The following is a 24,974-nucleotide window of genomic DNA, read 5'->3' as shown; positions in this document are numbered from 1 at the left end:
GCCGCCTACAGCCCCGCCCTCACCGACTTCGTCTTCATGGTCCGCGAGACCTCCCAGATGTTCATCACCGGCCCGGACGTGGTCAAGGCCGTCACCGGTGAGGAGATCACCCAGAACGGCCTCGGCGGCGCCGACGTCCACGCCGAGACCTCCGGCGTCTGCCACTTCGCCTACGACGACGAGGAGACCTGCATCGCCGAGGTGCGCTACCTCCTCTCGCTGCTGCCGCAGAACAACCGCGAGAACCCGCCGCGGACGGAGTCGACGGACCCGGTTGACCGCCGCTCCGACGTCCTCCTGGATCTGGTCCCGGCGGACGGCAATCGGCCCTACGACATGGCCAAGGTCATCGAGGAGATCGTCGACGACGGCGACTACCTGGAGGTCCACGAGCGCTGGGCGCGCAACATCATCTGCGCGCTCGGCCGCCTCGACGGACAGGTCGTGGGCATCATCGCCAACCAGCCGCAGGTGCTGGCGGGCGTCCTGGACATCGAGGCGAGCGAAAAAGCTGCGCGCTTTGTCCAGATGTGTGACGCTTTCAATATCCCGATCGTCACCTTCCTGGACGTGCCGGGGTTCCTCCCCGGTGTCGACCAGGAGCACGGCGGAATCATCCGTCACGGCGCGAAGCTGCTGTACGCCTACTGCAACGCGACCGTGCCGAGGATCTCGCTGATCCTGCGCAAGGCGTACGGAGGTGCCTACATCGTCATGGACTCCCAGTCGATCGGTGCCGACCTGACCTACGCCTGGCCGACGAACGAGATCGCCGTCATGGGCGCGGAAGGTGCCGCGAACGTCATCTTCCGTCGGCAGATCGCCGGCGCCGAGGACCCCGAGGCCATGCGTCAGAAGATGGTCAAGGAGTACAAGGCCGAGCTGATGCACCCCTACTACGCCGCCGAACGCGGCCTGGTCGACGACGTCATCGACCCGACCGAGACGCGTGAGGTGCTCGTGAAGTCCCTGGCGATGCTGCAGACCAAGCACGCCGACCTGCCCTCCCGCAAGCACGGCAACCCCCCGCAGTAACCGAGCGGACCCGCCGCGGCAACCCCGCGGACCTCTCTCTCACGGAGACTGACACCCATGAGCACTCCTGACATCCGCGTCGAGAAGGGCCACGCCGAGCCCGAGGAAGTCGCCGCCATCACGGCCGTCCTCCTGGCCCGTGCGGCCGCCCAGCCGGAGCCCACGGCCCAGACCCACCGAGGCCGCGCGAAGGCGGGCTGGCGCCGCCTGGAGCGCGAGGGCGGCTTCAGGGCGCCGCACAGCTGGCACTGATTTCCACGCGTCACCACGGCCCCGCCTCCCCACTCCGGGGAGGCGGGGCCGTGGTGTGCCCGGCGGACGGTGACGGCGATGCCGGGCAGAACCGGTCGTCCGGTGGGGGGACCTTCGCCGGTCTCGCGGCCGTGCGGTCCCAGCCAGGGTGCGCAGCTGCGGGCGATTCCTGAGGCCGGTCGCGCGAACAGCACCTGATACAGCCGGTTTTCGCCTCACTCACGCCAAAGGGGCCCTCCCCGCAGGGAAAGGGCCCCCTCCAAAAGGCGGTCGGCTAGCGCAGGCGCGCCATCAGGGCGTGCTCCACCAGCGTGATCAGCGCGCTCTTGGCGTCCGCGCGGTGGCGGGCGTCCGTCGTGATGATCGGGGTGTCGGGGCCGATCTGGAGCGCCTCGCGCACCTCGTCCGGCGAGTACGGCTGGTTGCCGTCGAAGCCGTTGAGGGCGATGACGAACGGCAGGCCCGAGTTCTCGAAGTAGTCGACCGCCGGGAAGCAGTCGGCGAGGCGGCGGGTGTCGACCAGGACGATGGCGCCGATGGCGCCGCGGACCAGGTCGTCCCACATGAACCAGAAGCGGTCCTGGCCCGGCGTACCGAACAGATACAGGATCAGGTCCTGGTCCAGGGTGATACGGCCGAAGTCCATGGCCACCGTGGTGGTGGTCTTGTCACCGGTGTGAGTGAGGTCGTCGATGCCGGCCGAAGCGGACGTCATGACGGCCTCTGTGCGCAGCGGGTTGATCTCCGAGACGGCGCCGACGAACGTGGTCTTGCCCACGCCGAAGCCGCCCGCCACCACGATCTTCGCGGAGGTGGTGGAGCGGGAAGGACCGCCGCTAGAGCTTGCGAAGTCCACTGAGCACCCTTTCGAGCAGTGTCACGTCTGGCTGGCCACCGGCGTTCTCGTCGCCGCCGGGCTGATGGATGGCGACCAGGCCCGCCTCCGCCAAGTCGGCGACGAGAATCCTGGCCACGCCGAGGGGGATCGTCAGCAGGGCCGAGACCTCGGCCACCGACTTGATCTCCCGGCACAGGTTGCAGATCCGCTGATGCTCGGGCAACTGGCCCTGCATCTGGTGCGGAGCGGCGGTGGTGTGCACCAGTGCCTCGATGGCGAGCTGGTAGCGCGGGCGGGTCCGGCCGCCGGTCATGGCGTACGGACGCACCAAGGGGTTGTGCGACGCCGTCGCCGGTGCCGGCTCGGGGCGGCGCTGCGGCTGTACCGGCTGGATCCGCGGGGCCGGGGGCTGGTCGTACGGCGACGGGCCGGGACCCTGGGGGGCGTACGGCTGCCGGTGGCTGGGGGCGGAGGGGAAGTTGTACCGGTTCGCCGAACCGTCGCCCTGGCCCTGGCCCTGGGCAGGGCCGTACGACCAGTTACCCGAAGACGAACCGCCTGGGGGTGTTGCCACTTTCTCCTCCTCCGACTGCACCGGGCACCCAAACCTGTGGCGCCGCGTCCCGAAACCTTACGGCCCCGGGACGCGTATACGCACCGTCCGATTATTAGTTGAGAAGGCTTCCCTGAAGCTCGGCGCGGAGATCCGGGGTGAGGACCGTGCCCGCGCGGTCCACCAGAAGGGCCATCTCGTACCCGATGAGGCCGATGTCCGCCTCCGGGTGAGCCAGAACCGCGAGCGAGGAACCGTCGGAAATGGACATGATGAAGAGGAATCCCCGCTCCATCTCCACAACCGTCTGGTTCACACTGCCGCCCTCGAAGATGCGCGAGGCACCGGCGGTCAGCGAGGTCAGACCGGAGGCGACGGCCGCGAGCTGGTCGGCGCGGTCGCGGGGGAAGCCTTCGGACATCGCCAGAAGGAGTCCGTCGGCGGAGACCACCACCGTGTGGGACACCCCCGGGGTGTTGTCCACGAAGTTGGTGATCAACCAGTTCAGGTTCTGTGCCGCCTGGCTCATCGGGCTCACACTAACGCTCCTGGTTGTAGGTGCTGTCAGGACCGAAGCCCTGGCCGTTCGTTTCACTGCCTGCGCTGCGTCCGCGCTGGACGCCCCGACGCAGGTTGCTCAGCCTGCCCCGGACGTCCTCCGGGGCACGGGAGACCTGCGGGCCTCCCTGGGGGGTGGTTTCGGCGGCACCCTCGACCAGGTTGGCCTTGGGCACCCGCCGCGGCAGGCCGGAGGCGGTGACCCCGCCTGCCTTGGGCTTCCGGAGCTGGGCGGCCTGCTGCCACCGCTCGTCGTTCGCCGAGCGCCAACTGCTGTCGCCGTCGGGCCCCGCTGCGTCGCCCGGTGCGGAAGCCGGCGTTTCCCGCTGCGCGCGCGCCGTGCCGTTGGCGCCGTTCGAACCGTTGGAACCGCTCGGGGCGGAACCGCGGCGGGGCAGCCCGGCGTCGGTCAGCTCGTGGGCGGCGGGAGAGGCCGGTCCCGGACGGTCGAAGCCTACGCGGTTCCGCTCACTCGCGTCAGCAGCCTGCGTGGATTCCGTTTCCGGAGCGTACTGGGCCGGGTAGCCGTTCTGGTAGCCGTCCTGCTGCGGCCAGTCGTCCTGGTAGGACGGGCTGTCGTAGGAGCCGAAGCCGTCGGCCGGCTGGCCCTGCGCGGGCGTCTGCTCCTCCTGGGCCGACTCCGCATACGCCTGGTCCGGGTAACCGCTGTTCGCGGCGAAGCCGTTGTTCTGCGGCAGACCGCCGTTCGGAGCGTAGTACTGCTCGTCGTACGACTTCTCGTACGGCTGCTCGTACGACTCCTGGTACGCGGTGTGCTGCTGCTCCTCGTACGAGGGCTCCTGCTCCTGGTACGGCTGCTCGGTGTAGCCCGTGCTGCTGCCGTCGTAGCCCTGCTGCGCCTCGAACTCGTCCCGGTAGCCGGCGGGGGCGTCGGTGGCCTCCTGCTGCGACTGCCCGGACTGCGGGCCGTGCGTCTGGGACTCCAGGGCCGCGCGGCGCTCCTCACGCAACAGGGAGCGGCCGACGGGGTCCAGGTCGCGGATGTCGTCGGGGACGTCCACGTAGCGGCTGTCGTCGAAGCCGAGTTCGGCGGCGGTGCGCATCGGCTGCGCCGGGGCGAAGCTCTCACCCTGGAACTGCTGCTCCGGGATGATCTGCGAGACGGTGAACTCGTCGCGGTCCAGCGGCGCCTCGCCGCCACCGCCGTGCGTGATCGCGTCCGGCAGCATCACCAGGGAGGTCGTACCGGCCTGCTCGCCCGAGGGGCGCAGCTGGACCCGGATGCCGTGCCGGTCGGACAGCCGGCCGACCACGAACAGGCCCATGCGCTGGGAGATCGCGACGTCCACGGTCGGCGGGTTGGCCAGCTTGTGGTTGATGTCCGCGAAGTCCTCGGCCGTGAGGCCGATGCCCTTGTCATGGATCTCGATCATGATGCGGCCGTCGGGCAGACGGGTCGCGGTGACGCGGACCTTGGTCTGCGGGGAGGAGAACGTGGTGGCGTTCTCCAGCAGCTCGGCGAGCAGGTGCACAAGGTCGGTGACCGCGCGTCCGTGGATCTCCGCCTCCGGGACGCCGGACAGCTCGATGCGCTCGTACTGCTCCACCTCGGAGGAGGCGGCGCGCAGCACGTCGACCAGCGGGACCGGCTGGTCCCAGCGGCGGCCGGGCTCCTCGCCGGCGAGGACCAGGAGGTTCTCGCCGTTACGGCGCATACGCGTGGCCAGGTGGTCCAGCTTGAAGAGGTTCTCCAGCTGGTCCGGGTCGGCCTCGTTGTTCTCCAGGTCGGTGATCAGGGTCAGCTGGCCCTCGATCAACGACTGGTTACGGCGCGAGAGGTTGGTGAAGATCGCGTTGATGTTGCCCCGCAGCAGGGCCTGCTCGGAGGCGAGCCGGACGGCCTCGCGGTGGACCTGGTCGAAGGCGCGGGCGACCTCGCCGATCTCGTCCTTGGTGGTGATCGGGATCGGCGCGACGCGGGTGTCGACCCGGCCGGGGTCGGTGCGCGAGAGCTGGTCGACCAGCATCGGCAGACGCTGCTCGGCGATGCCGAAGGCGGCGTTGCGCAGCTGGCGCATCGCGCGGCTCATCTGGCGGGCCACGGCACCGGCCAGGATGAACGCGAACAGCAGCGCGACCACGACCACGGCACCGGTGATGAACGCGGAGGTCTTGGCGTCGTCGGCGATGGCCGAGGCCTCGGTCACCGCCTTGTCGGCGAGATCGGACTCGATCTGGCGGTAGGCCTTGTACTTGAGCGTGTTGACCGCCCACCAGTTCTGCGTGGTGACGCCCCGGCCGGCGAGCTCCTGACGGGTGAGCGTGCTGGTGTCCTTCATGGTGGCGAGCTGCACGACCATCTTGGACGGGTCGGACGGCGGGGCGACGTACTTCGGGTCCTCCGCCTTGGCCTTCTCGACCAGCGCGGCGCCGTCCGTCTTCATCTTCGTCTGCGCGTCGGTCAGCTTCTGCGCGTCGGCCTCGGTGCCACCGCCGAGGTACTCCTCCAGGGCGATGCGCTCCAGGTAGGCGTACGAGGACAGGGATACCCGCTGGGTCGCCAGGTTGGGGTCGTCCGGACCGGGGTTGACCAGCAGGTGGGTGCCGATCGACCGCTCCAGCGACAGCGCCGCCTTGGTCAGCGAAATGGCGTAGACGGTACGGCCGTAGGAGGTGATGTTGCCGGTGCCCAGACCGAGCTCGTTGGCGAACTCCATCAAGGGGTGGGCGATCTCGACATAGCCCTCCTCGGTCTGCACACCGTGGACCTTGGAGGTATAGGCGGCCTGGCGCAGCTGGGCCAGCTGGGGCTCGGCCTCGCGGAACAGCTTCAGCCGGCGCTCCAGGCCCGGCTTGCCGGGCATGTTCTGTGCGGCCTGGTCGAAGGCGTCGGCGGCCTGGTCGGTGGCCTTGCGGGCCCCGTCGACGGTCGCCTTGCCGGAGGCGTCCTTCTTGTTCAGCAGGAGGGGGGCCGCGGTGACGTCACGCTCGTTCTCGAGGGCGTCGGCGTAACCGAGGGCGGCGCGCACCAGGCGGGCGGTGTTCTCGGCGTCGCGGGCCTCCTGCCAGGTGTCGATCGAGTTCTTCACCTGGAAGCCGCCCATGACGAGACCGACCGCCACGGGTATGAGCAGGATCGCGTTCAGACGGGTGGGCACCCGCCAGTTGCGAGGGGAGAAGCGGCCGCCGCTCGACGTGGGAGTGGCCGCCGGCTCCGCACCGGGCACAGGGGTGGGCGCCGCAGCGCGCGGCGGCGGGGTGAAGTTGCCCCGCGCCGACGGCTCGGGACCGTTCTTGCTTCGCCTCACTCGACCAACAACCTCTCGGCGGTCGGCACCTACGTCGTGCCGCAGTCTCTCAGAGCCCGGTTCGTCATCGACCACTCAGTACGTCTTTGACCATTGGGCAGTTCAGGCATTCCAGCACGTGGACCAGCGCACTTCCAAACAGTGGAAACCCCGGGAGGCGAGCGATGTAAGCCCCAGATAAAACGGTCATAAAGAACGAGCCCCGCCAAAAGGCGGGGCCTTTGTGCGCGCAGCGGCATCATCCGACCGCGTCGCGTGGTGATACCGGGCGATTCCTCTGCCGAACTGTTATCAACGTCGGAGCCGACCGTGTCACAGGCCACAGTCGACTCCGATTCGCTGACGGCAACTGCCGCATGACACGTCGTATTCGAGCGCTACCTCAGGCGTGCCATCAGGGCGTGCTCCACCAGCGTGATCAGCGCGCTCTTGGCGTCGGCACGGTGGCGGGCGTCGGTCGTGATGATCGGGGCGTCCGGCCCGATCTGCAACGCTTCCCGCACTTCGTCGGGGGCGTAGGGCTGCTGGCCGTCGAAGCCGTTGAGGGCGATGACGAACGGCAGACCGCTGTTCTCGAAGTAGTCGACCGCCGGGAAGCAGTCGGCGAGGCGGCGGGTGTCGACCAGGACGACGGCGCCGATGGCGCCGCGGACCAGGTCGTCCCACATGAACCAGAAGCGGTCCTGGCCCGGCGTACCGAACAGATACAGGATCAGGTCCTGGTCCAGGGTGATACGGCCGAAGTCCATGGCCACCGTGGTGGTGGTCTTGTCACCGGTGTGGGTGAGGTCGTCGATGCCCGCCGAGGCGGACGTCATGACGGCCTCTGTGCGCAGCGGGTTGATCTCCGAGACGGCGCCGACGAACGTGGTCTTGCCCACGCCGAAGCCGCCCGCCACCACGATCTTCGCGGAGGTGGTGGCCCGGCCCGCGTCAGAGCTTGCGAAGTCCACTGAGCACCCTTTCGAGCAGCGTCACGTCCGGAGCGCCGCCGTTGTTCTCGTCGCCACCCGGCTGGTGGATGGCGACCAGGCCGGCCTCGGCGAGGTCGGCGACCAGGATCCGGGCCACCCCGAGCGGCATGGCCAGCAGCGCGGAGACCTCCGCGACCGACTTGACCTCCCGGCACAGGTGGCAGATCCGCTGGTGCTCCGGGAGCAGTCCCATGAGCGCAGCCGGGTCGGCCGTGGTGCTGATCAGCGCCTCGATGGCGAGCTGGTAGCGCGGCCGGGTCCGGCCGCCGGTCATCGCGTACGGCCTCACCAGCGGCTGGTCGCCCTCGTCCCCGTACGGCTCGGCGTACGGATCATGATGGGCGGTGGGCGGGGTCATGAATCCTCCGGGCGGGACAGCAAGTCGGTCAGTCAAGCCGTCTGACGGGGCCGGTGGGGGGATTGTGGCGGCCGGACGGTGTTTTCGTGAGGTGGGTGGTGCCGGGGCGGTCAGTGAAGCAGACTGCCTTGGAGTTCGGCGCGCAGATCCGGGGTGAGTACCGCACCCGCGCGGTCGACGAGCAGTGCCATCTCGTAGCCGACGAGACCGATGTCCGCATCCGGGTGGGCCAGGACCGCGAGGGACGACCCGTCCGAGATGGACATCAAGAAGAGGAACCCCCGCTCCATCTCGACGACCGTCTGCGCCACGCTGCCGCCCTCGAAGATCCGGGACGCCCCGGCCGTCAGGGAGGTCAGCCCGGACGCGACGGCCGCCAGCTGGTCGGCTCGGTCCCGTGGGAAACCTTCGGACATCGCCAGCAGAAGGCCATCGGCGGAGACCACCACGGTGTGGGACACCCCAGGGGTGTTGTCCACGAAATTGGTGATCAACCAGTTCAGGTTCTGTGCCGCCTGGCTCATCGGACTCAACTAACGCTCCTGCTGGTGAGTGGGGCTCGGGTAGCTGCCGGTCTGGCCGCTGCCGGCCTGACGGCCCTGAGCGATGCCCCGACGAAGATTGGTCAGCCGTCCGCGTACGTCGTCAGGCGCACGCGAGACCTGCGGACCGGCTTGGTGCTGCTGCTGCTGTGCCGTGCCCGGGACGAGGTTCGCCCTGGGCACCCGGCGCGGCAGCCCGGAGGTGGTGATCCCGCCCGCGGCGGGCTGCCGGACGCGCTCGGCCTGCCGGACGAGTTCGTCGTTCGGCGAGGTACGCCAGGAGCCGGTGTCGGTGGCGGAGCGCCGCGGAGCCGGGGCCGGAGCCTGCGGCTGCTGCGGCGCCGGCGCGCCGCCCTGCTGCTGACCGTGGAACCAGTTGGTCTCCAGCGTGTCGTACAGCGGGGTACGGCCGTCGCCCGGGCCGCTGGCCGGCGGAAGTGCCCACCCGTCACCCGGCCCCCGTCCCTCGTCGGGCCGCTGCGCGGCGCCCCGGTTGTCGGGCTCGTGGCGGGCCGGCCGCTGCTGCTGCGGGGCCGGCGGGCGCGGGGCGCCGAAGTCGTCGCGGCCACCCCGGGGTCCGAAGTCGTCGCGGCCGGCCGGCTGCTGGCGCTCGAACTGACCGGTCTGCGCGGGGTCCTGGCGGCCGGGCAGGGCGTGCTGCCCGGTGGAGCCGCCGTCGTACGCCTGCGGAGCGGCGAACTGGCCCGTGTTCTGGGCGCTGTCGTCCTGCTGCCCGGGCGCCGGCGTACCGAAGACGTCGGAGCGGACGAACGAACCGGAACCCTGCTGGTCGTCGGGCCGCGCCGCGAACGGGTCCTGCTGGGAGGCGTCGGGACGCGCGAACTGGCCCGTCTGCTGGGAGTTGTCCGGGGCGAACTGGCCCGTGCTCTGGGAGCCGCCCAGGCCGTTCAGTTCGGCGCGCGGGAACTCACCCGTGGTGGCCGGGCCCTGTGCGTCGATCCGGGATATCTCCGCGGTCGAGCCCGGGCCCTGCCGGTCGTCCACGCGCGGCATGCGCGCGGTCTGCGACGGGTCCTGCTCGTCGTGGCCGCGCGGGGCGTCCTGCGCGGCGCGCGCCCGCGGGGACCGGGTGTCTCCCCAGCCCGGGGTGTGCGACTGCGGGTCACCACCGGGCAGCTCGGCCCGGGGGCCGCCGCGCGGCGGCAGCTGGGGCTGACGGCCCTGGTCGCCGGGGGCGGTGGGCCGCTGCGGGCGACGGCCGCCGAAGGCGTCCTGCTGCGGTCCTCCCGGGTTCGCGGCCTGCAGGCCCTGGGGGGCAGCCGGTGCCTGGCCGCCGAAGCCGCCCGCACCGGACCCGGCGGGTGCAGGCCGGCCCTGCTGGCCACCGGGACCGCCCTGCGGGCCACGCGCGCCGCCCGGCGCACCGGGACGGCCGCCCTGGCCCGCGCCGGGCAGCGCGGCCCGGGGACCCTGGGCGGAGCCGACCTGGCCGCGCGGGCCCGGACCGCCGCCGAGCAGACCGCCACCGGCCGGGGCGCCGCCCTGGCCGTGGCCTGCCGCACGGCGCGCCGCGGCCGCACCGGCGGCGGCCTGCGCGGCGGCGGGGCCACCGGTCACGCCGGGCGCGCCCGGCTTGCCCGGAGCGGGCCTCTTGCCGCCCTGGGCGACGTCCACGGGCAGCATGACCAGCGCGGTCGTACCACCGGAGTCGGACGGGCGCAGCTGGATGCGGATGCCGTGCCGCTGGGACAGCCGGCCGACCACGAAGAGGCCCATGCGGCGGGAGACGGAGACGTCCACGGTGGGCGGCGAGGCGAGCCGCTCGTTGATCGCCGCGAGGTCCTCGGGGGAGAGGCCGATACCGGTGTCGTGGATCTCGATCAGCACGCGGCCGTCGGGCAGCGCGTGACCGGTGACCTTGACCTTGGTCTGCGGCGAGGAGAACGACGTCGCGTTCTCCAGCAGCTCGGCGAGGAGGTGCACGAGGTCGTTGACGACCCGGCCGGCCACTTCGGTGGTGGGCACGGAGGCCAGCTCGATGCGCTCGTACTGCTCCACCTCGGAGGCGGCGGCGCGGAGCACGTCGACCAGCGGGACCGGGCGGGTCCAGCGGCGGCCGGGCTCTTCACCCGCGAGAACGAGGAGGTTCTCACCGTTACGGCGCATACGCGTGGCGAGGTGGTCCAGCTTGAACAGAGAGGACAGCTGGTCCGGGTCGGCCTCGCGGGACTCCAGCTCGGAGATCAGCGACAGCTGGCGCTGGATCAGACCCTGGGAGCGGCGCGAGAGGTTGGTGAACATCGCGTTGACGTTGCCCCGCAGCAGGGCCTGCTCGGCGGCGAGGCGGACCGCCTCGCGGTGCACGTCGTCGAAGGCCGCGGCCACCTGGCCGATCTCGTCCCGGGAGTGCACACCGACCGACTCCACGGAGGTGTCGACGTCCTGCGGGTCGGACTCCGACAGCTGCTTGACCAGCTCGGGCAGGCGGTCCTGGGCGACCTTGGTCGCGGTCTCCTGGAGCCTGCGCAGCGAGCGGATCATGGAGCGGGCCACGACGAACGCGCCGACCAGCGACACACCGAGGACGAGCAGGATCAGCGCACCGGAGATGATCGCCTCGCGCTCGGAGGCGCTGCGCAGCTCGCGGGCCTTCTGCTCCATGTCCTCGAGCAGCGTGTGCTCGATCTTCTTCATCTGCTCGATCTTGGTCGAGCTGGTGTCCACCCAGTCGCGGTAGGAACGCGCCGGCAGCGTCTCGATGCCGTTACGCGACTCGAAGGAGCGCTTGGCGTAGGTGTCCGCGGTCTTGATCGTCGGGTTGCCCTCGTCGATCGGCTTGAGGAGTTCCTCGGCGTTCTGGTCGGCGTAGATCTTCCGGAAGATCGCGAGCTCGGAGCCCTCGCTCTCGTAGGCCGACTGACCGTAGAGGCGGTCGTTCTCGGCGAGATGGCCCTTGGTGGAGGTGGTCGCGGGCAGCGCGGCGGCGATCATGGCGCGCTGCACGGAGGCGTACTCCTTGGCGGTGGAGAAGGCCGCCAGGGCGCGGGTGCGCGAGATCATCTCCGGGTTGCTGGACGCCTCGGCCATGTCCTGGGACAGACCGATCAGCTGGGTGATGAGCCGGTGGTAGGACTCGACCGTCTGGGTCGCGTTGTCCTTCGACTGATAGGCGGACCGGCGGATCTTGGCCAGGTCGTCCAGCTGGTTGGCGAGACCGACGAGCGCGTCGCGGACGCCCTGCAGGTTGCCGTCCTTGCTGGCCGCGTCGATCTGCTCGGAGGCGTTGAGGAAGTTCTCGCGGGCCCGGTCGGTCTTCTGCTGGTAGCCCTTGACCGTGTAGTCGGTCGCCTTCAGACCGTGCGCCAGGGGACCGGCGGACTGGTCACGCTCCTCCTGGAGCGCGGCGGCCAGCTCGGTGGCCTGCTTGGTCATGTCCGTCAGCAGCTTCATGTTGTCGAGCTGCTGGATGCTGTCCATGGACTGGCTGATGCGCAGCGCGCCCAGCGAGGTCGCCGCGACCACGGGCAGTGCGAGCAGCGACACCAGACGCGTGGAGATGCGCCAGTTGCGCAGGGCCATGCGTGAACCGGGGCCGGTCGGGCCCTGGACGGCCTTCACCGGCGGCGTGGGGTTCCCGGAGTTCGCCGCGTTCGCGGAGGCCGACGAAGCCGACGCGCCGCCGGGGCGGCCGGCGCGCTCACCGCCGTCTCCGGACGGGCCCGGGCCCTGGTTCTGGGCGTGCTGGGGCGAGGAACCGCGGTCGGTCCCGCCGTGCGGCTCCGGCTCCGCCGAAGCGCTGCCATCCCTCTTGAAACGTCCCTGCACTAGCGTCGCAACCTCTGGACCAGGCGCCCCTCCGCGGACGGAGGGACACGGTGTCGGCGTTTTGGAGAGCGCCCTGAATACGCCCCCGGGTGGTCTTGGGTGACCGGCGCTGGTTCCCCCCTATCTCGCCGCCACTCGGCGCTGCGTAGCGCCCCCAGTGCGCCGGCTCGATCCTGCGGCGGTCCGTGGAATTCCAGCACAGTGCCGGATCTCCAACAAGGCCGTGAGCCGAGCTGTGACCTCCGTGACAGGCTGTGGTCGGTGTATTACCTGCCGTGGAAGTCGATTCGGGTCGAACCGGACGTATCCCTTCGAGTCGCTCCTCGATGGCACGTGTCCCAGTCGCCATGATCAGGAGCGGAATGATGGCTTCAGGGCTCCAATGTCCGTTTCGGTGGGGCTAATTGGGGGCCTGAATTGACCGTTTTGCCCGTGGGTTCGTGAGCAAACTCACACGCTCGACGTGGGCCGTTGGCGTCTTCACCGGGGAATCGGATGTTTAGCCTGACGCTTTACAGGACGGGCGACTCTGCCAACCCACTCGACCAGAGGGCACAGGACGACAACGGTGAAGACGACGATGATGTTCCGCACGATAGCCAACCCGCGACGCACGACCCTGGCGCACCTCGATGACGCCGGCGACCTGCAGACGCCGGAGCTGCCGGAGCACTCCGCCGACCTCCCCGCTCAGACGGCCAACCCCAGGCGCACCGTCCTGATGGACGTTCCGGTCGGCGCGGCGGCCGCGGCCGGCGAGTAGCCGACCGGGCGGTACGCCGCCGACGCGACGGGTGGTGAGACCCGGCGGGCGCGGCCGGGGAGACGCGTCAGCGACGATCCTTCCGGGCCGCGCTCCCCTTTTCCCCTGAGGTGCGGGGTGATCATCTCCCGCTGAATCCGGCGCGCGGTCCTGACCTGTCCGACGGCCGAGCCCGGGCAGCCGTCGTCCTGCCGGCCTGCCCCGCTACTCCGGTTTCCCGCGCTTTCCCGTATGTGCGAGGCCGCGCTTTCCGTACAGCGCGGTGCGCTCGCCCGTGCCGAGTTCCGGTTCCTTCTCGGGCGGCCGCGTCGGCAGGCCGTATCCCTCGCGTGCCGCATCGGCCGCACTGAATTCCCCGTACCGGTGATTCCCCACCGGTCGGTAGGAGATACCGAAACGCCTCATGCGTACGACCGCATATGCGGAGTCGCCGAGCCGGAAGGCGGGGCGGGCGCGGGCCGGTCCCTCGGTGGCGCAGCCCGACGGGAGGGCGAGCGGGATCCGGGGGCGGTCCTCGGGGTCGGGTCCCGGCCGGATCGACAGACATTCCGGTCAGGGAACGCCTGCGAACCTCCGAGATCCGAAACTCCGCTACGCCGGTTCCGGCTGCCGGAAAACACCTGACCGGCGGCCGTACCGGCCGAACGCCGGGCGGCCCGACCGGTTAACCTGGGGCGTCAGTACGCCGGTTCTCAGTGAGGGGCGCGGATCCCGTGCGCATCGCCAGGTTCTCCATCGACGGGAACGTAGCCTTCGGCGCGGTCGAGGGCGACAAGCAGGACGAACTCGTCCTCGACATCATCAAGGGCATCCCGTTCGCGGACTACGAGCTGTCCGGGACGAAGGTGCCGCTGAACAAGGTCAGGCTGCTCCCGCCGGTCCTCCCGAACAAGGTCGTGGCGTTCGGCCGCAACTATTCCGAGCACGCGCGCGAGCTGGGCAACGAGGTGCCAGACGCCCCGTTCGCCTTCTTCAAGCCCTCCACCTCGGTGATCGGCCCCGGCGACGAGATCCAGTACCCCCCGTTCTCCCGGGAGCTGCACCACGAGGCCGAGCTGGCCGTCGTCATCGGCCGCATGTGCCGCGAGGTCCCGCGCGAGCGCGTCAAGGACGTGATCTTCGGATACACCTGCGCCAACGACGTCACCGCCCGCGACGTGCAGAAGCGCGAGAAGCAGTGGGCCCGGGCCAAGGGCTTCGACACCTCCTGCCCGCTCGGCCCCTGGGTGGAGACCGACCTCGGCCTCGACCGCGCGAACGACCTGACCGTCCAGCTCACCGTCAACGGCGAACAGCGCCAGCTGGGCCGCACGAGCGAGATGATCCACTCCATCGAGGACCTGGTCGTCAACATCTCCGAGGCCATGACCCTGCTCCCCGGCGACGTCATCCTCACCGGCACCCCCGCGGGGGTCGGCCCCCTGAACGTCGGCGACGAGGTCGCCGTCACCATCGAAGGCATCGGCACTCTCACCAACAAGGTTGTCAAGCGTGGCTAGCGCACCCGGCTCCCCCGTACGCGTCCGTTTCTGCCCCTCGCCCACCGGTAACCCCCATGTGGGCCTGGTCCGCACCGCCCTGTTCAACTGGGCGTTCGCCCGGCACCACGAGGGCACCCTGGTCTTCCGCATCGAGGACACCGACGCGGCCCGCGACTCGGAGGAGTCGTACAACCAGCTGCTCGACGCCATGCGCTGGCTCGGCTTCGACTGGGACGAGGGCCCCGAGGCCGGCGGCCCGCACGCGCCGTACCGCCAGTCGCAGCGCATGGACATCTACGCCGACGTCGCGCAGAAGCTCCTCGACGGCGGCCACGCCTATCACTGCTACTGCTCCCAGGAGGAGCTGGACACCCGCCGCGAGGCCGCCCGAGCGGCCGGCAGGCCCTCCGGCTACGACGGCCACTGCCGCGACCTGACCGCCGAGCAGGTCGAGGAGTACAAGGCCCAGGGCCGCACCCCGATCGTCCGCTTCCGCATGCCCGACGAGACGATCACCTTCACGGACCTGGTCCGCGGCGAGCTGACGTTCACGCCGGAGAACGTCCCGGACTACGGCATCGTCCGCGCCAACGGCGCCCCGCTGTACACGCTCGTCAACCCGGTCGACGACGCCCTGATGGAGATCACCCACGTCCTGCGCGGTGAGGACCTGCTCTCCTCCACCCCGCGCCAGATCGCCCTGTACAAGGCGCTGATCGAGCTGGGCATCGCCAAGCGGACCCCGGCCTTCGGCCACCTGCCGTATGTGATGGGCGAGGGCAACAAGAAGCTCTCCAAGCGCGACCCGCAGTCCTCCCTCAACCTCTACCGCGAGCGCGGCTTCCTGCCCGAGGGCCTGCTCAACTACCTGTCCCTGCTGGGCTGGTCGCTCTCGGCGGACAAGGACGTCTTCACGATCGACGAGATGGTCGCGGCCTTCGACATCGCCGACGTGAACCCCAACCCGGCGCGCTTCGACCTGAAGAAGTGCGAGGCGATCAACGCCGACCACATCCGCATGCTGGATGTGAAGGAGTTCACCGAACGCTGCCGCGCCTGGCTGAAGGCCCCGTTCGCCCCCTGGGCGCCGGAGGACTTCGACGAGGCCAAGTGGCAGGCGATCGCCCCGCACGCCCAGACCCGCGTGAAGGTCCTCTCCGAGATCACCGACAACGTCGACTTCCTGTTCCTGCCGGAGCCGGTGTCCGACGAGGCGAGCTGGCAGAAGGCGATGAAGGAGGGAAGCGACGGCCTGCTGCGCACGGCCCGCGAGAAGCTGGAGTCCGCCGACTGGACCTCGGCCGAGTCCCTGAAGGAGGCCGTCCTGGCCGCCGGCGAGGCCCACGGCCTCAAGCTCGGCAAGGCCCAGGCCCCGGTCCGCGTCGCCGTCACCGGCCGCACGGTCGGCCTGCCCCTCTTCGAGTCCCTGGAAGTCCTGGGCAGGGAGAAGACGCTGGCGCGCATCGACGCGGCGCTGGCCAGGCTGACGGCGTAATCGCCCACGCTTCCCGAGGGGCGGCGGCCGCACCGGCTGCCGCCCCTCAGGCATGCCTGTCAGTGAGCCGCACCAGTGTGTCGGCTCACTCAGTCGTCTCGGCTCACCCAGCACGCAAGATCAAGGAAGGCGCCGTCATGCCGATGAGCCCTCGTGACTACACCTGGCTGTTCACCCCGGGCAGCACGTTCACCTACGAGTCCGGGACCACAGGGGTGATCCGTCTGGCCGGCGGCGGCGAGCTGGACCTCCCCACCGGCCGGGTCGTCGCCTGCGACCCGTTCGTCCACCTCGGAACCGGGGACGTGGAGCCCTTCACGGTCGCCGTCGCGCCCGGCCGTTATCGCGTCGAAGCGGCGGTCGCGACCCTCACCCGGCCCGACGAGCCCCCGTCCGACCGCCCCCACCTGCGCGTGGCCGCGGCCCGCCTCGTCATTCGCGACGAACCGACCACGACCTGGGAGTTGGCCCTGCTCCCCGGCCAGGACCCCGCCGGACTCAAAGGCGACGAGTTCTTCGGGTACGGCGTCGACGCCGGCACGGGCTGCTTCTACGACGCCTCGGCCGAGAAGGCGTTCCCGGAGGCCCGGGAGGACGAGGGGCCGCTGTGGGACGCGTTCGAGGGCAGCGACTGGTCGGTCGGGCCGCATCTGGTCACGTCACCTGCCACCGGCCACAGCCTGGCCGCGTTCACCTCGGGCTGGGGCGACGGCTGCTATCCCACCTGGACAGGCCGCTCGGCGGCGGGCGAGGTCACCTGCTTCGTGACGGACTTCTTCGTGGCGCCGGACCCGTCCGAGGCCCCCGCGGACCCGGTCTGACGAGCGACCCGGCTCCCCGGACCCCAGGCCGGTCCGGCGGTACCGTCGGTGTCATGACGATCAGAGCCGTGGTCTGGGACGTGGACGACACCCTCTTCGACTACACGGCCGCGGACCGGGCGGGCATGCGTGCCCACCTCGCGGCCGAGGGCCTGCTCGCCGGCTATGGCAGCGCCGAGGAGGCACTGGTCCGGTGGCGGGAGATCACCGAGCAGCAGTGGGCCCGGTACGCGGCGGGTGAGAGCACGTTCCAGGACCAGCGGCGGGACCGAGTCCGGGTGTTCCTCGGCAAGGAGCTGTCCGACGGGGAGGCGGACGCCTGGTTCCGGCGTTACGTCGGTCACTACGAGGCCGCCTGGAGGCCCTTCCCGGACGTCCTGCCCGCCCTGGAGGCCCTCGCCGCCAGCCACCGCCACGCGGTGCTGTCCAACTCCAGCATCATCGTCCAGGAACACAAGCTGCGCGCCCTCGGCGTGCTCGACCGCTTCGAGTCCGTGCTGTGCGCCGCCGAGCTGGGCGTCTCCAAGCCGGCGGCCCGCGCCTTCCTCGCGGCCTGCGAGGCGCTGGACCTGCCCCCGCACGAGGTGGCGTACGTCGGCGACCACCCCGAGATCGACGGGCGGGGCGCCGCCGAGGCCGGGCTGCTGTCCGTGTGGATCGACCGCGGCGCGGCCTACGCACGGGCCGTCGGAGAGGTTGTCGCGCACCGGATCTCGACCCTCGCCGAACTTCCGGCGCTCGTCCGCGCGGATAGCCGTTTTGGAGCCCCGTCCACCTTCGGGTAATGTTCTTCCTGCGCCGAGGGGAGCGGGCCGGAAGGCCGGAGACCCACGGAGCAAGCTAGAACGAGATCCCCGCAGGGGCTTGAGTTCCAGTGGCCTATGGTGTAATTGGCAGCACGACTGATTCTGGTTCAGTTAGTCTTGGTTCGAGTCCAGGTAGGCCAGCTCGCAGAGCTTATCTGCAAAGCCCCCGTTGTGTAGCGGCCTAGCACGCTGCCCTCTCAAGGCAGTAGCGCCGGTTCGAATCCGGTCGGGGGTACTGATCCTGACCCTGTCGGGATCGCTAGGGCCCCCGTTGTGTAGCGGCCTAGCACGCCGCCCTCTCAAGGCGGTAGCGCCGGTTCGAATCCGGTCGGGGGTACTGACTGGTCTAAACCATCATTGGTCTATGGTGTAATTGGCAGCACGACTGATTCTGGTTCAGTTAGTCTTGGTTCGAGTCCAGGTAGACCAGCTCGGACCTGCGGAAACGCAGCGTCCAGGCCCCCGTTGTGTAGCGGCCTAGCACGCCGCCCTCTCAAGGCGGTAGCGCCGGTTCGAATCCGGTCGGGGGTACGCACAGGTAAGGCCCTCCACTTCGGTGGGGGGCCTTCGGTGTGTCCCGGGTCGTCCCGGGGCTGTGGGGGCTCACTCGAAGCCGTAGCGCCGTGCCGACTCCTCCTCCTGCGCCAGCCGGTGCAGAGCCTGCAGCATGGGCTCCACGAGGACGGCCCCGAGTACCGCGGTCTCCACCTTCTCCGCCTCCGACGGACGCGTCTCCACGAAGTTCAGGTCCAGGATGGCCGCCTGGTGCATCAACTCCGCATACGCCACGAGCAGTTCTGGGTCCCAGTCGTAACCGAGCCGACGCATCGCGGCCACCGCCACCACCAGGGAGCGGTACGCGGGGGAGATGGTGAGGAGCAGTTTGGCGTTCGACCAGCCCAGCCTGTCCAGCAGCTCGTCCACCTCGCGGTGCGCGGCCCGGACGTGGTCGTCGTCCTCGTCCGGCTCCGGCACCTGCGGCAGGGCCCACAGCGCCGCGCCCAGCCGGATCGTGCGGCCCAGCGAGTCGTCGTCGACGTGCCTCAGGACCTCCCGGACGGTCGCCACGGGCAGCCGGCCGACCTGGATCATCGAGCGCACCAGGCGGAGCCGGCGCAGGTGGTCCTCGTCGTACTCCGCGGTCGTCGCGTTGACCTGGCGGCCCGGGGCCAACAGGCCTTCGCGCAGGTAGTACTTGATCGTCGCGGTGGACACACCGCTGCGTCCGCTCAACTCGGCAAGCCGCATCTCTTGCGCCCCTCCTTGGGAACTGCAACTATCCAAACACCGAACAGATGGATAGTGCTGCTATCCGATCGAGCCAGGGGGTCGTGATGTTCGCAAAACCCGTTCCGGGCCGCACCACCGCGGCGGCGGAGGGCGATGTGGTGGTCCTCCTTATCGGTATGCGCGTGAACCACTTCTGGGCGGTCCACCAGTGGCTTCCGGTCATGCTGTCGATGTTCCGCATGCTGGGGGAGCTTGCTCGCGACAGGCGCCGGGGGCTGCTGGGGCGCATTCTGCTGACGGCCTCGCCGCGGACGTACTACGTCGTCCAGTACTGGGAGTCCAAGGAGAAGCTGTACGCGTACGCGACCGCGCCGGACGCCTTCCATCACCGGGTCTGGGCGCTGGTCAACCGCAAGGAGCGGGCCGGGAAGGTGCGCGGGCACGTGGGTATCTGGCACGAGACGTACGTGGTGCCGGAGGGGTCCTACGAGGCGATCTACGGCGACATGCCGGCGTTCGGACTGGCGGCCGCGCACGGGCAGGTGCCCCTGGAGAAGCGAGGGCGGTACGCGAAGGACCGGTTCGCTCACCGGTCGGGCGGTGATGTGCGCGCCTAGTCGCCGGGGGAGTCCTGCTGGAGGGGCGGGCGCGGGTCCGTCGTGGCGGGCCGCGGTTCCCGCGCCCCCTCGGGATTGTCCGCCCCGCCCTGGGGGAGAGTCTGCCGCGGCGTTGAGGCCGGCTCTTCGCAGGGCGGGGTTCGCGGCGCTCAGCCCGAGCGGCGCAGGGCCTCCGACAGGCGGCCCGCCGCGTCGATGACCGCCTGGGCGTGCATACGGCCCGGGTGGCGCGTCAGGCGCTCGATGGGGCCGGAGACGGACACGGCGGCCACCACGCGGTTGGAAGGGCCGCGTACGGGCGCCGAGACGGACGCGACACCCGGCTCGCGCTCGCCGATGGACTGGGCCCAGCCGCGCCGCCGGACACCGGACAGGGCCGTCGCCGTGAAGCGGGCCCCCTGCAAACCGCGGTGCAGCCGCTCGGGCTCCTCCCAGGCCATCAGGATCTGCGCCGAGGAGCCGGCCTTCATCGTGAGCGTGGAGCCGACCGGGACGGTGTCCCGCAGGCCGGACAGGCGCTCCGCCGCGGCCACACAGATCCGCATGTCACCCTGGCGCCGGTAGAGCTGTGCGCTCTCGCCGGTGACATCGCGCAGGTGCGTGAGCACGGGGCCCGCCGTCGCGAGCAGGCGGTCCTCGCCCGCCGCCGCCGCAAGCTCCGCGAGGCGCGGTCCGAGGATGAACCGGCCCTGCATGTCGCGTGCCACCATGCGGTGGTGTTCCAAGGCCACGGCCAGGCGGTGGGCCGTTGGTCGTGCCAGTCCGGTGGCCCCGACCAGACCCGCGAGGGTGGCCGGACCGGACTCCAGAGCGCTCAGGACGAGGGCCGCCTTGTCCAGAACGCCGACGCCGCTACTGTTGTCCATGCAACGATACTTGCGTCTCACTCTGTGAAACGCAAGTTCAATTTTCCGTGGAACGCGCCACCCTGGAATCACACAGCGGCCCGCAGACCAACGGGCCTGGCGGTGGGCGCCCGGAATCACCACTTCAGGGGGCCCGAAAAGGGCAGCCACCGCTTCCTCAAGATCTCTAGTTGGGCCGGTGGACGTTTGCCGGCCGGAGGGAAAGCGATGGGTAGGACACTCGCGGAGAAGGTCTGGGACGACCATGTCGTCCGGCGCGCCGAGGGCGAGCCCGACCTCCTCTACATCGATCTGCACCTGCTGCACGAGGTGACCAGCCCGCAGGCCTTCGACGGGCTGCGCAAGAACGGCCGTCAGGTGCGCCGCCTCGACCTCACCATCGCGACCGAGGACCACAACACCCCCACCCTCGACATCGACAAGCCCATCGCCGATCCGGTCTCCCGCGCCCAGCTGGAGACGCTGCGCAAGAACTGCGCCGAGTTCGGGGTGCGCCTGCACCCGCTGGGCGACGTCGAGCAGGGCGTCGTGCACGTCGTCGGCCCGCAGCTGGGTCTGACCCAGCCCGGCACGACGGTCGTCTGCGGCGACTCGCACACCTCCACGCACGGTGCCTTCGGCGCGCTGGCGTTCGGCATCGGCACCTCCCAGGTCGAGCATGTGCTGGCCACCCAGACGCTGCCGCTGGCCCGTCCCAAGACCATGGCCATCACCGTCGAGGGCGAGCTGCCCGAGGGGGTCACCGCGAAGGACCTGATCCTGGCGATCATCGCCAAGATCGGTACGGGCGGCGGCCAGGGCTACATCCTGGAGTACCGCGGCTCGGCCATCGAGAAGCTCTCGATGGAGGCGCGGATGACCATCTGCAACATGTCGATCGAGGCCGGCGCCCGCGCGGGCATGATCGCGCCGGACGAGACCACCTTCGCCTACCTCAAGGGCCGCCCGCACGCCCCCGAGGGCGCCGACTGGGACGCGGCCGTCGCGTACTGGGAGACCCTGAAGACGGACGAGGACGCCGTCTTCGACGCCGAGGTCGTCATCAACGCCGACGAGCTGTCGCCGTTCGTCACCTGGGGCACCAACCCCGGCCAGGGCGCGCCGCTTTCGGCGTCCGTCCCCGACCCGGCTTCGTACGAAGACGCTTCGGAGCGCCTGGCCGCCGAAAAGGCCCTGGAATACATGGGGTTGGAGGCCGGCCAGTCGCTGCGCTCCATCAAGGTGGACACCGTCTTCGTAGGCTCCTGCACCAACGGCCGCATCGAGGACCTGCGCGCCGCCGCCGACATCCTCCGGAGCCGCAAAGTCGCCGACGGCGTACGGATGCTGGTCGTCCCTGGCTCCGCGCGGGTCGGTCTGCAGGCCGTCTCCGAGGGCCTGGACGTGGTCTTCAAGGAGGCCGGCGCCGAATGGCGGCACGCGGGCTGCTCGATGTGCCTCGGGATGAACCCCGACCAGCTGGCCCCGGGCGAGCGCTCCGCGTCCACCTCCAACCGCAACTTCGAGGGCCGGCAGGGCAAGGGCGGTCGTACGCACCTGGTGTCGCCGCAGGTCGCGGCCGCCACCGCCGTCCTGGGCCACCTGGCCTCCCCGGCCGACCTGACCGACGTCCCCGCGCCCGCTGGAGTCTGAGAACCATGGAAGCCTTCACCACCCACACCGGCCGGGCCGTCCCGCTGCGCCGCGGCAACGTCGACACCGACCAGATCATCCCTGCTCACTGGCTCAAGAAGGTCACCCGGGACGGTTTCGAGGACGGGCTGTTCGAGGCCTGGCGCAAGGACCCGGAGTTCGTGCTCAACCGCCCCGAGCGGCAGGGTGCGACCGTCCTGGTGGCCGGCCCCGACTTCGGCACCGGATCCTCCCGTGAGCACGCCGTCTGGGCGCTGCAGAACTACGGCTTCAAGACGGTGATCTCCTCCCGCTTCGCCGACATCTTCCGCGGTAACTCGCTGAAGAACGGCCTGCTCACAGTGGTGCTGGAGCAGAAGATCGTGGACGCGCTGTGGGAGCTCACGGAGAAGGACCCGACTGCTGAGGTCACTGTGGACCTTGAGGCGCGTGAGGTGCGTGCCGAGGGCATCACCGCCTCCTTCGAGCTGGACGAGAACTCCCGCTGGCGGCTGCTGAACGGCCTGGACGACATCTCCATCACGCTCCGGAACGCGGACGACATCGCCGCCTACGAGGACAAGCGGCCCGGGCACAAGCCGCGGACGCTGCAGGTCTGATCCACCCGCTCTGAGCGGGTCGGGTTTCGGCCACCCCAACACCCCCTCTGTACCCCCGATCGCCACGATTGGGGGTACAGCCATGTCTGCACCCGAACGGCCCTGCCCATCGCTGGCGGCTCCCACAACTTCCCACGTTACGAAGGTTGTTGCTCGGGTATGCGAGTGCTGTGTTTGCGTCCTCCGCAAGTGCCTGGAAAGCCATTTGCGGCGGCAGTTACACCCTGCGCAGGCGACAACTCGCCCCAGATGGCACAATCTGTGCATGGGACACGACGGCCAACTCCAGCTCTATACGGCGGTCGCGAACCAGCTGAAGGAAGCGCACGCAAAGGTGCGCGCACTGCAAGTCCCGGAGGGCGTACGGATGGCGCTGACCCGGAAGCTGCTGGTCATTACGGCCGCGGCCAAGCACGATCTCGCCGATGCGGCAAGGCGGCTCGAGCGGTTCACCGCGGACCTCGACGCGGGTCGGATCCCCGACGAGGACCGCTGAACCGTCCGAGACGACCGAGTCCGTTGCGGCACGAGGGTGATAAGCCCGTTTCGTGTTTGATTTGCGGTATATATCTGCCTAACGTGCGAAAAGCTTGAACACTTTGGTTCTGGCGATGTCTCCGAAGGGGAAGACGTGAACAAGGCGCAGCTCGTAGAAGCGATTGCCGACAAGATGGGTGGCCGCCAGCAGGCCGCCGATGCTGTCGATCATGTCCTGGACGCCATCGTCCGCGCGGTCGTCGCGGGCGAGCGGGTCTCGGTCACCGGCTTCGGGTCCTTCGAGAAGGTGGACCGCCCCGCCCGTTACGCCCGCAACCCCCAGACGGGCGAGCGGGTTCGGGTCAAGAAGACGTCCGTGCCGCGCTTCCGCGCGGGCCAGGGCTTCAAGGACCTGGTGAGCGGCTCGAAGAAGCTCCCGCGCGGCGGCGAGGTCGCCGTCAAGAAGGCGCCGAAGGGCAGCCTGTCCGGCCCGCCGCCCACCATCGCCAAGGCCGCCGGCAAGAAGGCCGCCGCCAAGAAGACGGCGGGTGCGGCGAAGAAGACCACGGCGAAGAAGGCGACGGCCAAGAAGACCACCGCCACCGCCAAGAAGACCACGGCGAAGAAGGCGGCGCCCGCCAAGAAGACCACGGCGACCGCCAAGACCGCCGCGTCGAAGACCACCGCCAAGAAGACCACGGCGAAGAAGGCTCCGGCGAAGAAGGTCACCGCGAAGAAGGCCCCGGCCAAGAAGTCGACGGCTCGCAAGACCACTGCCAAGAAGACCACCGCCCGCAAGGCGACGTCGTAAGGCCGCCAGGGCTCTCACACGCCGGGCCGGACTCCCCTCGGGAGCCCGGCCCGCGGCGTGTGCAAGGGCGGTTACAGGGTCTGAAGGGTGACGAGGCTGATCCGCAGGCCGTTCCCGGCGCCCTCGGTCTCGATCCGCACGCGCTGTCCGGGCCGCAGCAGCCGGAGCCCGCCCGCGTCGAACGCCGCGGTGTCGAAGGGCACCGGGGTTCCGTCGTCGAGCAGCACCTGCCCGCTGCGGGTCTCGGGGTCGTAGGTGTATGCGGTCGCCTGCATGGCGGCCAGCGTAGTGCCTCCGGCGGCTGGCCGTCGGGCTGCGGGCCGCCCGCCGACCGCGGGCCCCGTCGATGCCGGCCGCCCGGTTCCCCGCGCCCCTGGCGGGGTGCGGCCGCCGCACCCGCATGGCGCGCCCGCGCAGCCGCGGGTGCCCGTGCCGCCGGGGTGGCGCCCGTCCCGCAGCGGAGCGGCACCCCGCCGGCGCGGGCGAGCGACCCGACCCCCGCCCGGCCCCACCGGGCGCGTCGGTAACCGCCTCAGGAACCGGGAATCAGCAACCCCGCCGACACCGCCGCCGTACGCGGTCCCACGCCCAGTGCCAGGGCCGCTCGCAGATCCTCACCGGTGTCCACGTCCTGTCGTACCGAATCCACACCCGCCAAAGCGAGTTCGGCCGCCCCCGAGACCCGATGCCGGGAACGGGAATCAATGCCGAACGCCGGACGCAATTCCCGGTCCGGGCCCGCTGCCAGCAGCGTCGTCCCCCGCGCCGCCGCATCCGCGAGAAAAGCCCGCGGGAATTCAGCGGCCGCCTGAAGCACCCGCGCCAGTTCCGGCGGCCGCAGTGCCGGCAGATCGGCGTTCAAGGTCGCGACCGGCGCACCGGGGCGCTTTTCCCGTACGACGGCCGCACCGTGCGCCAGAGCGGCGTTCAGGCCCCTTGCCGGGGCGTCCGGGACGATCCGCGCGCCCAGTGCCGCCAGCTCACGGGCGGCCAGCTCGTCGTCCGTGACCACCGCCACATCCGCCACCGCCGTACAGACCAGCGCCGCGGCCACCGTGTCCTGCGCGAACGCGAGGGCGAGCCCCGGGCGCACCCCGTCCGCCGCGGTGTCCGCCAGCCTGCTCTTGGCCCGCGTCAGGGGCTTCAGGGGGATGACCAAGGTCCACTGCACCGGCGTACCGCCCCTCTCTCGTCCCGCCCATTGTCGCCTG

24 protein-coding genes and 5 tRNA genes are annotated in these 24,974 nt (G+C 70.3%); 17 read left to right on the top strand and 12 right to left on the bottom strand.

What is annotated here, in order from left to right:
• Both ABZ079_RS25340 and ABZ079_RS25335 read left to right on the top strand, forming a co-directional pair.
• The coding region (locus tag ABZ079_RS25340; protein WP_356941726.1) for a carboxyl transferase domain-containing protein at positions 1-1,035 on the top strand (1,035 nt) is incomplete at its 5' end.
• Positions 1,036-1,092: 57 nt separating this feature from the next.
• Positions 1,093-1,287: an acyl-CoA carboxylase subunit epsilon gene (locus ABZ079_RS25335; protein WP_356941725.1), complete on the top strand. Its 195-nt coding sequence runs from the start codon at positions 1,093-1,095 to the stop codon at positions 1,285-1,287.
• A gap of 274 nt (positions 1,288-1,561) precedes the next feature.
• Here ABZ079_RS25335 and ABZ079_RS25330 read toward each other — a convergent pair whose 3' ends face one another.
• From ABZ079_RS25330 to ABZ079_RS25295, 8 genes are all read right to left on the bottom strand, one after another.
• Positions 1,562-2,143: an ATP/GTP-binding protein gene (locus ABZ079_RS25330; RefSeq protein ID WP_029183992.1), complete on the bottom strand. Its 582-nt coding sequence runs from the start codon at positions 2,141-2,143 to the stop codon at positions 1,562-1,564.
• Positions 2,124-2,699, bottom strand: coding sequence for a DUF742 domain-containing protein (locus ABZ079_RS25325; RefSeq protein WP_356941724.1), 576 nt, complete (start codon positions 2,697-2,699; stop codon positions 2,124-2,126). Before ABZ079_RS25325 ends, ABZ079_RS25330 begins: the two co-directional genes overlap by 20 nt.
• 94 nt (positions 2,700-2,793) lie before the next feature.
• Positions 2,794-3,207 (bottom strand): roadblock/LC7 domain-containing protein, encoded by a 414-nt coding sequence (locus ABZ079_RS25320; RefSeq protein WP_004983065.1) that lies wholly within the window; start codon positions 3,205-3,207, stop codon positions 2,794-2,796.
• A 10-nt stretch (positions 3,208-3,217) separates the two neighbouring features.
• Positions 3,218-6,505, bottom strand: coding sequence for a nitrate- and nitrite sensing domain-containing protein (locus tag ABZ079_RS25315; protein WP_356941723.1), 3,288 nt, complete (start codon positions 6,503-6,505; stop codon positions 3,218-3,220).
• Positions 6,506-6,882: 377 nt separating this feature from the next.
• Positions 6,883-7,458: an ATP/GTP-binding protein gene (locus tag ABZ079_RS25310; RefSeq protein ID WP_356941722.1), complete on the bottom strand. Its 576-nt coding sequence runs from the start codon at positions 7,456-7,458 to the stop codon at positions 6,883-6,885.
• A complete protein-coding gene (locus ABZ079_RS25305; protein ID WP_009190816.1) occupies positions 7,439-7,837 on the bottom strand; it encodes a DUF742 domain-containing protein in 399 nt (132 codons plus the stop codon). The genes ABZ079_RS25310 and ABZ079_RS25305 overlap by 20 nt, the downstream gene beginning before the upstream one ends.
• 110 nt (positions 7,838-7,947) lie before the next feature.
• The gene (locus tag ABZ079_RS25300) at positions 7,948-8,361 is read right to left on the bottom strand and encodes a roadblock/LC7 domain-containing protein (RefSeq protein WP_184970701.1); all 414 of its coding nucleotides are present in this window, start codon (positions 8,359-8,361) and stop codon (positions 7,948-7,950) included.
• Between the two features lie 9 nt (positions 8,362-8,370).
• A complete protein-coding gene (locus ABZ079_RS25295) occupies positions 8,371-12,165 on the bottom strand; it encodes a nitrate- and nitrite sensing domain-containing protein (RefSeq protein ID WP_356941721.1) in 3,795 nt (1,264 codons plus the stop codon).
• A gap of 568 nt (positions 12,166-12,733) precedes the next feature.
• On the opposite strand from ABZ079_RS25295, the gene ABZ079_RS25290 reads away from it, so the two are divergent.
• The 10 genes from ABZ079_RS25290 to ABZ079_RS25245 all read left to right on the top strand — a co-directional run bounded on the left by ABZ079_RS25290 (position 12,734) and on the right by ABZ079_RS25245 (position 18,062).
• Positions 12,734-12,928: a hypothetical protein gene (locus ABZ079_RS25290; RefSeq protein WP_356941720.1), complete on the top strand. Its 195-nt coding sequence runs from the start codon at positions 12,734-12,736 to the stop codon at positions 12,926-12,928.
• Positions 12,929-13,641: 713 nt separating this feature from the next.
• Positions 13,642-14,427, top strand: a complete 786-nt coding sequence (locus tag ABZ079_RS25285; protein ID WP_356941719.1) for a fumarylacetoacetate hydrolase family protein — start codon at positions 13,642-13,644, stop codon at positions 14,425-14,427.
• The gene (gltX, locus tag ABZ079_RS25280) at positions 14,420-15,904 is read left to right on the top strand and encodes a glutamate--tRNA ligase (protein WP_356941718.1); all 1,485 of its coding nucleotides are present in this window, start codon (positions 14,420-14,422) and stop codon (positions 15,902-15,904) included. Before ABZ079_RS25285 ends, gltX begins: the two co-directional genes overlap by 8 nt.
• Positions 15,905-16,041: 137 nt before the next feature.
• On the top strand, positions 16,042-16,725 hold the full coding sequence (locus ABZ079_RS25275; protein WP_356941717.1) for a DUF4241 domain-containing protein: 684 nt from the start codon (positions 16,042-16,044) through the stop codon (positions 16,723-16,725).
• Positions 16,726-16,778: 53 nt separating this feature from the next.
• Positions 16,779-17,510: an HAD family hydrolase gene (locus ABZ079_RS25270; protein WP_356941716.1), complete on the top strand. Its 732-nt coding sequence runs from the start codon at positions 16,779-16,781 to the stop codon at positions 17,508-17,510.
• Positions 17,511-17,600: 90 nt separating this feature from the next.
• Positions 17,601-17,672 (top strand) — tRNA-Gln (locus ABZ079_RS25265).
• A 21-nt stretch (positions 17,673-17,693) separates the two neighbouring features.
• Positions 17,694-17,766: transfer RNA gene (locus ABZ079_RS25260), tRNA-Glu, on the top strand.
• A 29-nt stretch (positions 17,767-17,795) separates the two neighbouring features.
• Positions 17,796-17,868 (top strand) — tRNA-Glu (locus ABZ079_RS25255).
• Between the two features lie 21 nt (positions 17,869-17,889).
• Positions 17,890-17,961, top strand: a tRNA-Gln gene (locus ABZ079_RS25250).
• A 28-nt stretch (positions 17,962-17,989) separates the two neighbouring features.
• Positions 17,990-18,062: transfer RNA gene (locus ABZ079_RS25245), tRNA-Glu, on the top strand.
• Between the two features lie 72 nt (positions 18,063-18,134).
• On the opposite strand, the gene ABZ079_RS25240 is transcribed toward ABZ079_RS25245, so the two are convergent.
• Positions 18,135-18,779 (bottom strand): MerR family transcriptional regulator, encoded by a 645-nt coding sequence (locus ABZ079_RS25240; protein WP_356941715.1) that lies wholly within the window; start codon positions 18,777-18,779, stop codon positions 18,135-18,137.
• Positions 18,780-18,865: 86 nt separating this feature from the next.
• Between ABZ079_RS25240 and ABZ079_RS25235 the strand changes: the two genes are divergently transcribed.
• Complete coding sequence (locus ABZ079_RS25235) at positions 18,866-19,378, top strand: DUF4188 domain-containing protein (protein ID WP_356941714.1); 513 nt, start codon at positions 18,866-18,868, stop codon at positions 19,376-19,378.
• Between the two features lie 149 nt (positions 19,379-19,527).
• Here ABZ079_RS25235 and ndgR read toward each other — a convergent pair whose 3' ends face one another.
• Positions 19,528-20,244: an IclR family transcriptional regulator NdgR gene (gene ndgR / locus ABZ079_RS25230; RefSeq protein WP_145883474.1), complete on the bottom strand. Its 717-nt coding sequence runs from the start codon at positions 20,242-20,244 to the stop codon at positions 19,528-19,530.
• 207 nt (positions 20,245-20,451) lie between these two features.
• On the opposite strand from ndgR, the gene leuC reads away from it, so the two are divergent.
• From leuC to ABZ079_RS25210, 4 genes are all read left to right on the top strand, one after another.
• Positions 20,452-21,876, top strand: a complete 1,425-nt coding sequence (gene leuC / locus ABZ079_RS25225) for a 3-isopropylmalate dehydratase large subunit (RefSeq protein WP_356941713.1) — start codon at positions 20,452-20,454, stop codon at positions 21,874-21,876.
• Positions 21,877-21,881: 5 nt separating this feature from the next.
• Complete coding sequence (leuD, locus tag ABZ079_RS25220) at positions 21,882-22,475, top strand: 3-isopropylmalate dehydratase small subunit (protein ID WP_356941712.1); 594 nt, start codon at positions 21,882-21,884, stop codon at positions 22,473-22,475.
• A gap of 265 nt (positions 22,476-22,740) precedes the next feature.
• Complete coding sequence (locus ABZ079_RS25215; protein WP_356941711.1) at positions 22,741-22,971, top strand: hypothetical protein; 231 nt, start codon at positions 22,741-22,743, stop codon at positions 22,969-22,971.
• 135 nt (positions 22,972-23,106) lie between these two features.
• Positions 23,107-23,763 (top strand): HU family DNA-binding protein, encoded by a 657-nt coding sequence (locus ABZ079_RS25210; protein WP_356941710.1) that lies wholly within the window; start codon positions 23,107-23,109, stop codon positions 23,761-23,763.
• Between the two features lie 71 nt (positions 23,764-23,834).
• Here the strand turns inward: ABZ079_RS25210 and ABZ079_RS25205 are convergent, their stop codons facing one another.
• Positions 23,835-24,038: a hypothetical protein gene (locus tag ABZ079_RS25205; RefSeq protein ID WP_356941709.1), complete on the bottom strand. Its 204-nt coding sequence runs from the start codon at positions 24,036-24,038 to the stop codon at positions 23,835-23,837.
• A gap of 257 nt (positions 24,039-24,295) precedes the next feature.
• Positions 24,296-24,934: a 2-phospho-L-lactate guanylyltransferase gene (gene cofC / locus ABZ079_RS25200; RefSeq protein WP_356941708.1), complete on the bottom strand. Its 639-nt coding sequence runs from the start codon at positions 24,932-24,934 to the stop codon at positions 24,296-24,298.
• Positions 24,935-24,974 lie beyond the last annotated feature (40 nt).

Source organism: Streptomyces sp. NPDC006314, from assembly GCF_040613075.1.
Taxonomy (GTDB): domain Bacteria; phylum Actinomycetota; class Actinomycetes; order Streptomycetales; family Streptomycetaceae; genus Streptomyces.
This window is presented reverse-complemented; position numbering and strand designations above follow the sequence as displayed.

What these genes read in the sequence shown, in the direction of transcription:
- ABZ079_RS25335 (WP_356941725.1), top strand. Translation starts at nt 1,093, where the DNA reads ATGAGCACTCCTGACATCCGCGTCGAGAAGGGCCACGCCGAGCCCGAG.
- ABZ079_RS25320 (WP_004983065.1), bottom strand. Translation starts at nt 3,207, where the DNA reads ATGAGCCAGGCGGCACAGAACCTGAACTGGTTGATCACCAACTTCGTG.
- ABZ079_RS25305 (WP_009190816.1), bottom strand. Translation starts at nt 7,837, where the DNA reads ATGACCCCGCCCACCGCCCATCATGATCCGTACGCCGAGCCGTACGGG.
- ABZ079_RS25300 (WP_184970701.1), bottom strand. Translation starts at nt 8,361, where the DNA reads ATGAGCCAGGCGGCACAGAACCTGAACTGGTTGATCACCAATTTCGTG.
- ABZ079_RS25275 (WP_356941717.1), top strand. Translation starts at nt 16,042, where the DNA reads ATGCCGATGAGCCCTCGTGACTACACCTGGCTGTTCACCCCGGGCAGC.
- ABZ079_RS25270 (WP_356941716.1), top strand. Translation starts at nt 16,779, where the DNA reads ATGACGATCAGAGCCGTGGTCTGGGACGTGGACGACACCCTCTTCGAC.
- ABZ079_RS25240 (WP_356941715.1), bottom strand. Translation starts at nt 18,779, where the DNA reads ATGCGGCTTGCCGAGTTGAGCGGACGCAGCGGTGTGTCCACCGCGACG.
- ABZ079_RS25235 (WP_356941714.1), top strand. Translation starts at nt 18,866, where the DNA reads ATGTTCGCAAAACCCGTTCCGGGCCGCACCACCGCGGCGGCGGAGGGC.
- ndgR (WP_145883474.1), bottom strand. Translation starts at nt 20,244, where the DNA reads ATGGACAACAGTAGCGGCGTCGGCGTTCTGGACAAGGCGGCCCTCGTC.
- leuC (WP_356941713.1), top strand. Translation starts at nt 20,452, where the DNA reads ATGGGTAGGACACTCGCGGAGAAGGTCTGGGACGACCATGTCGTCCGG.
- leuD (WP_356941712.1), top strand. Translation starts at nt 21,882, where the DNA reads ATGGAAGCCTTCACCACCCACACCGGCCGGGCCGTCCCGCTGCGCCGC.
- ABZ079_RS25215 (WP_356941711.1), top strand. Translation starts at nt 22,741, where the DNA reads ATGGGACACGACGGCCAACTCCAGCTCTATACGGCGGTCGCGAACCAG.
- ABZ079_RS25205 (WP_356941709.1), bottom strand. Translation starts at nt 24,038, where the DNA reads ATGCAGGCGACCGCATACACCTACGACCCCGAGACCCGCAGCGGGCAG.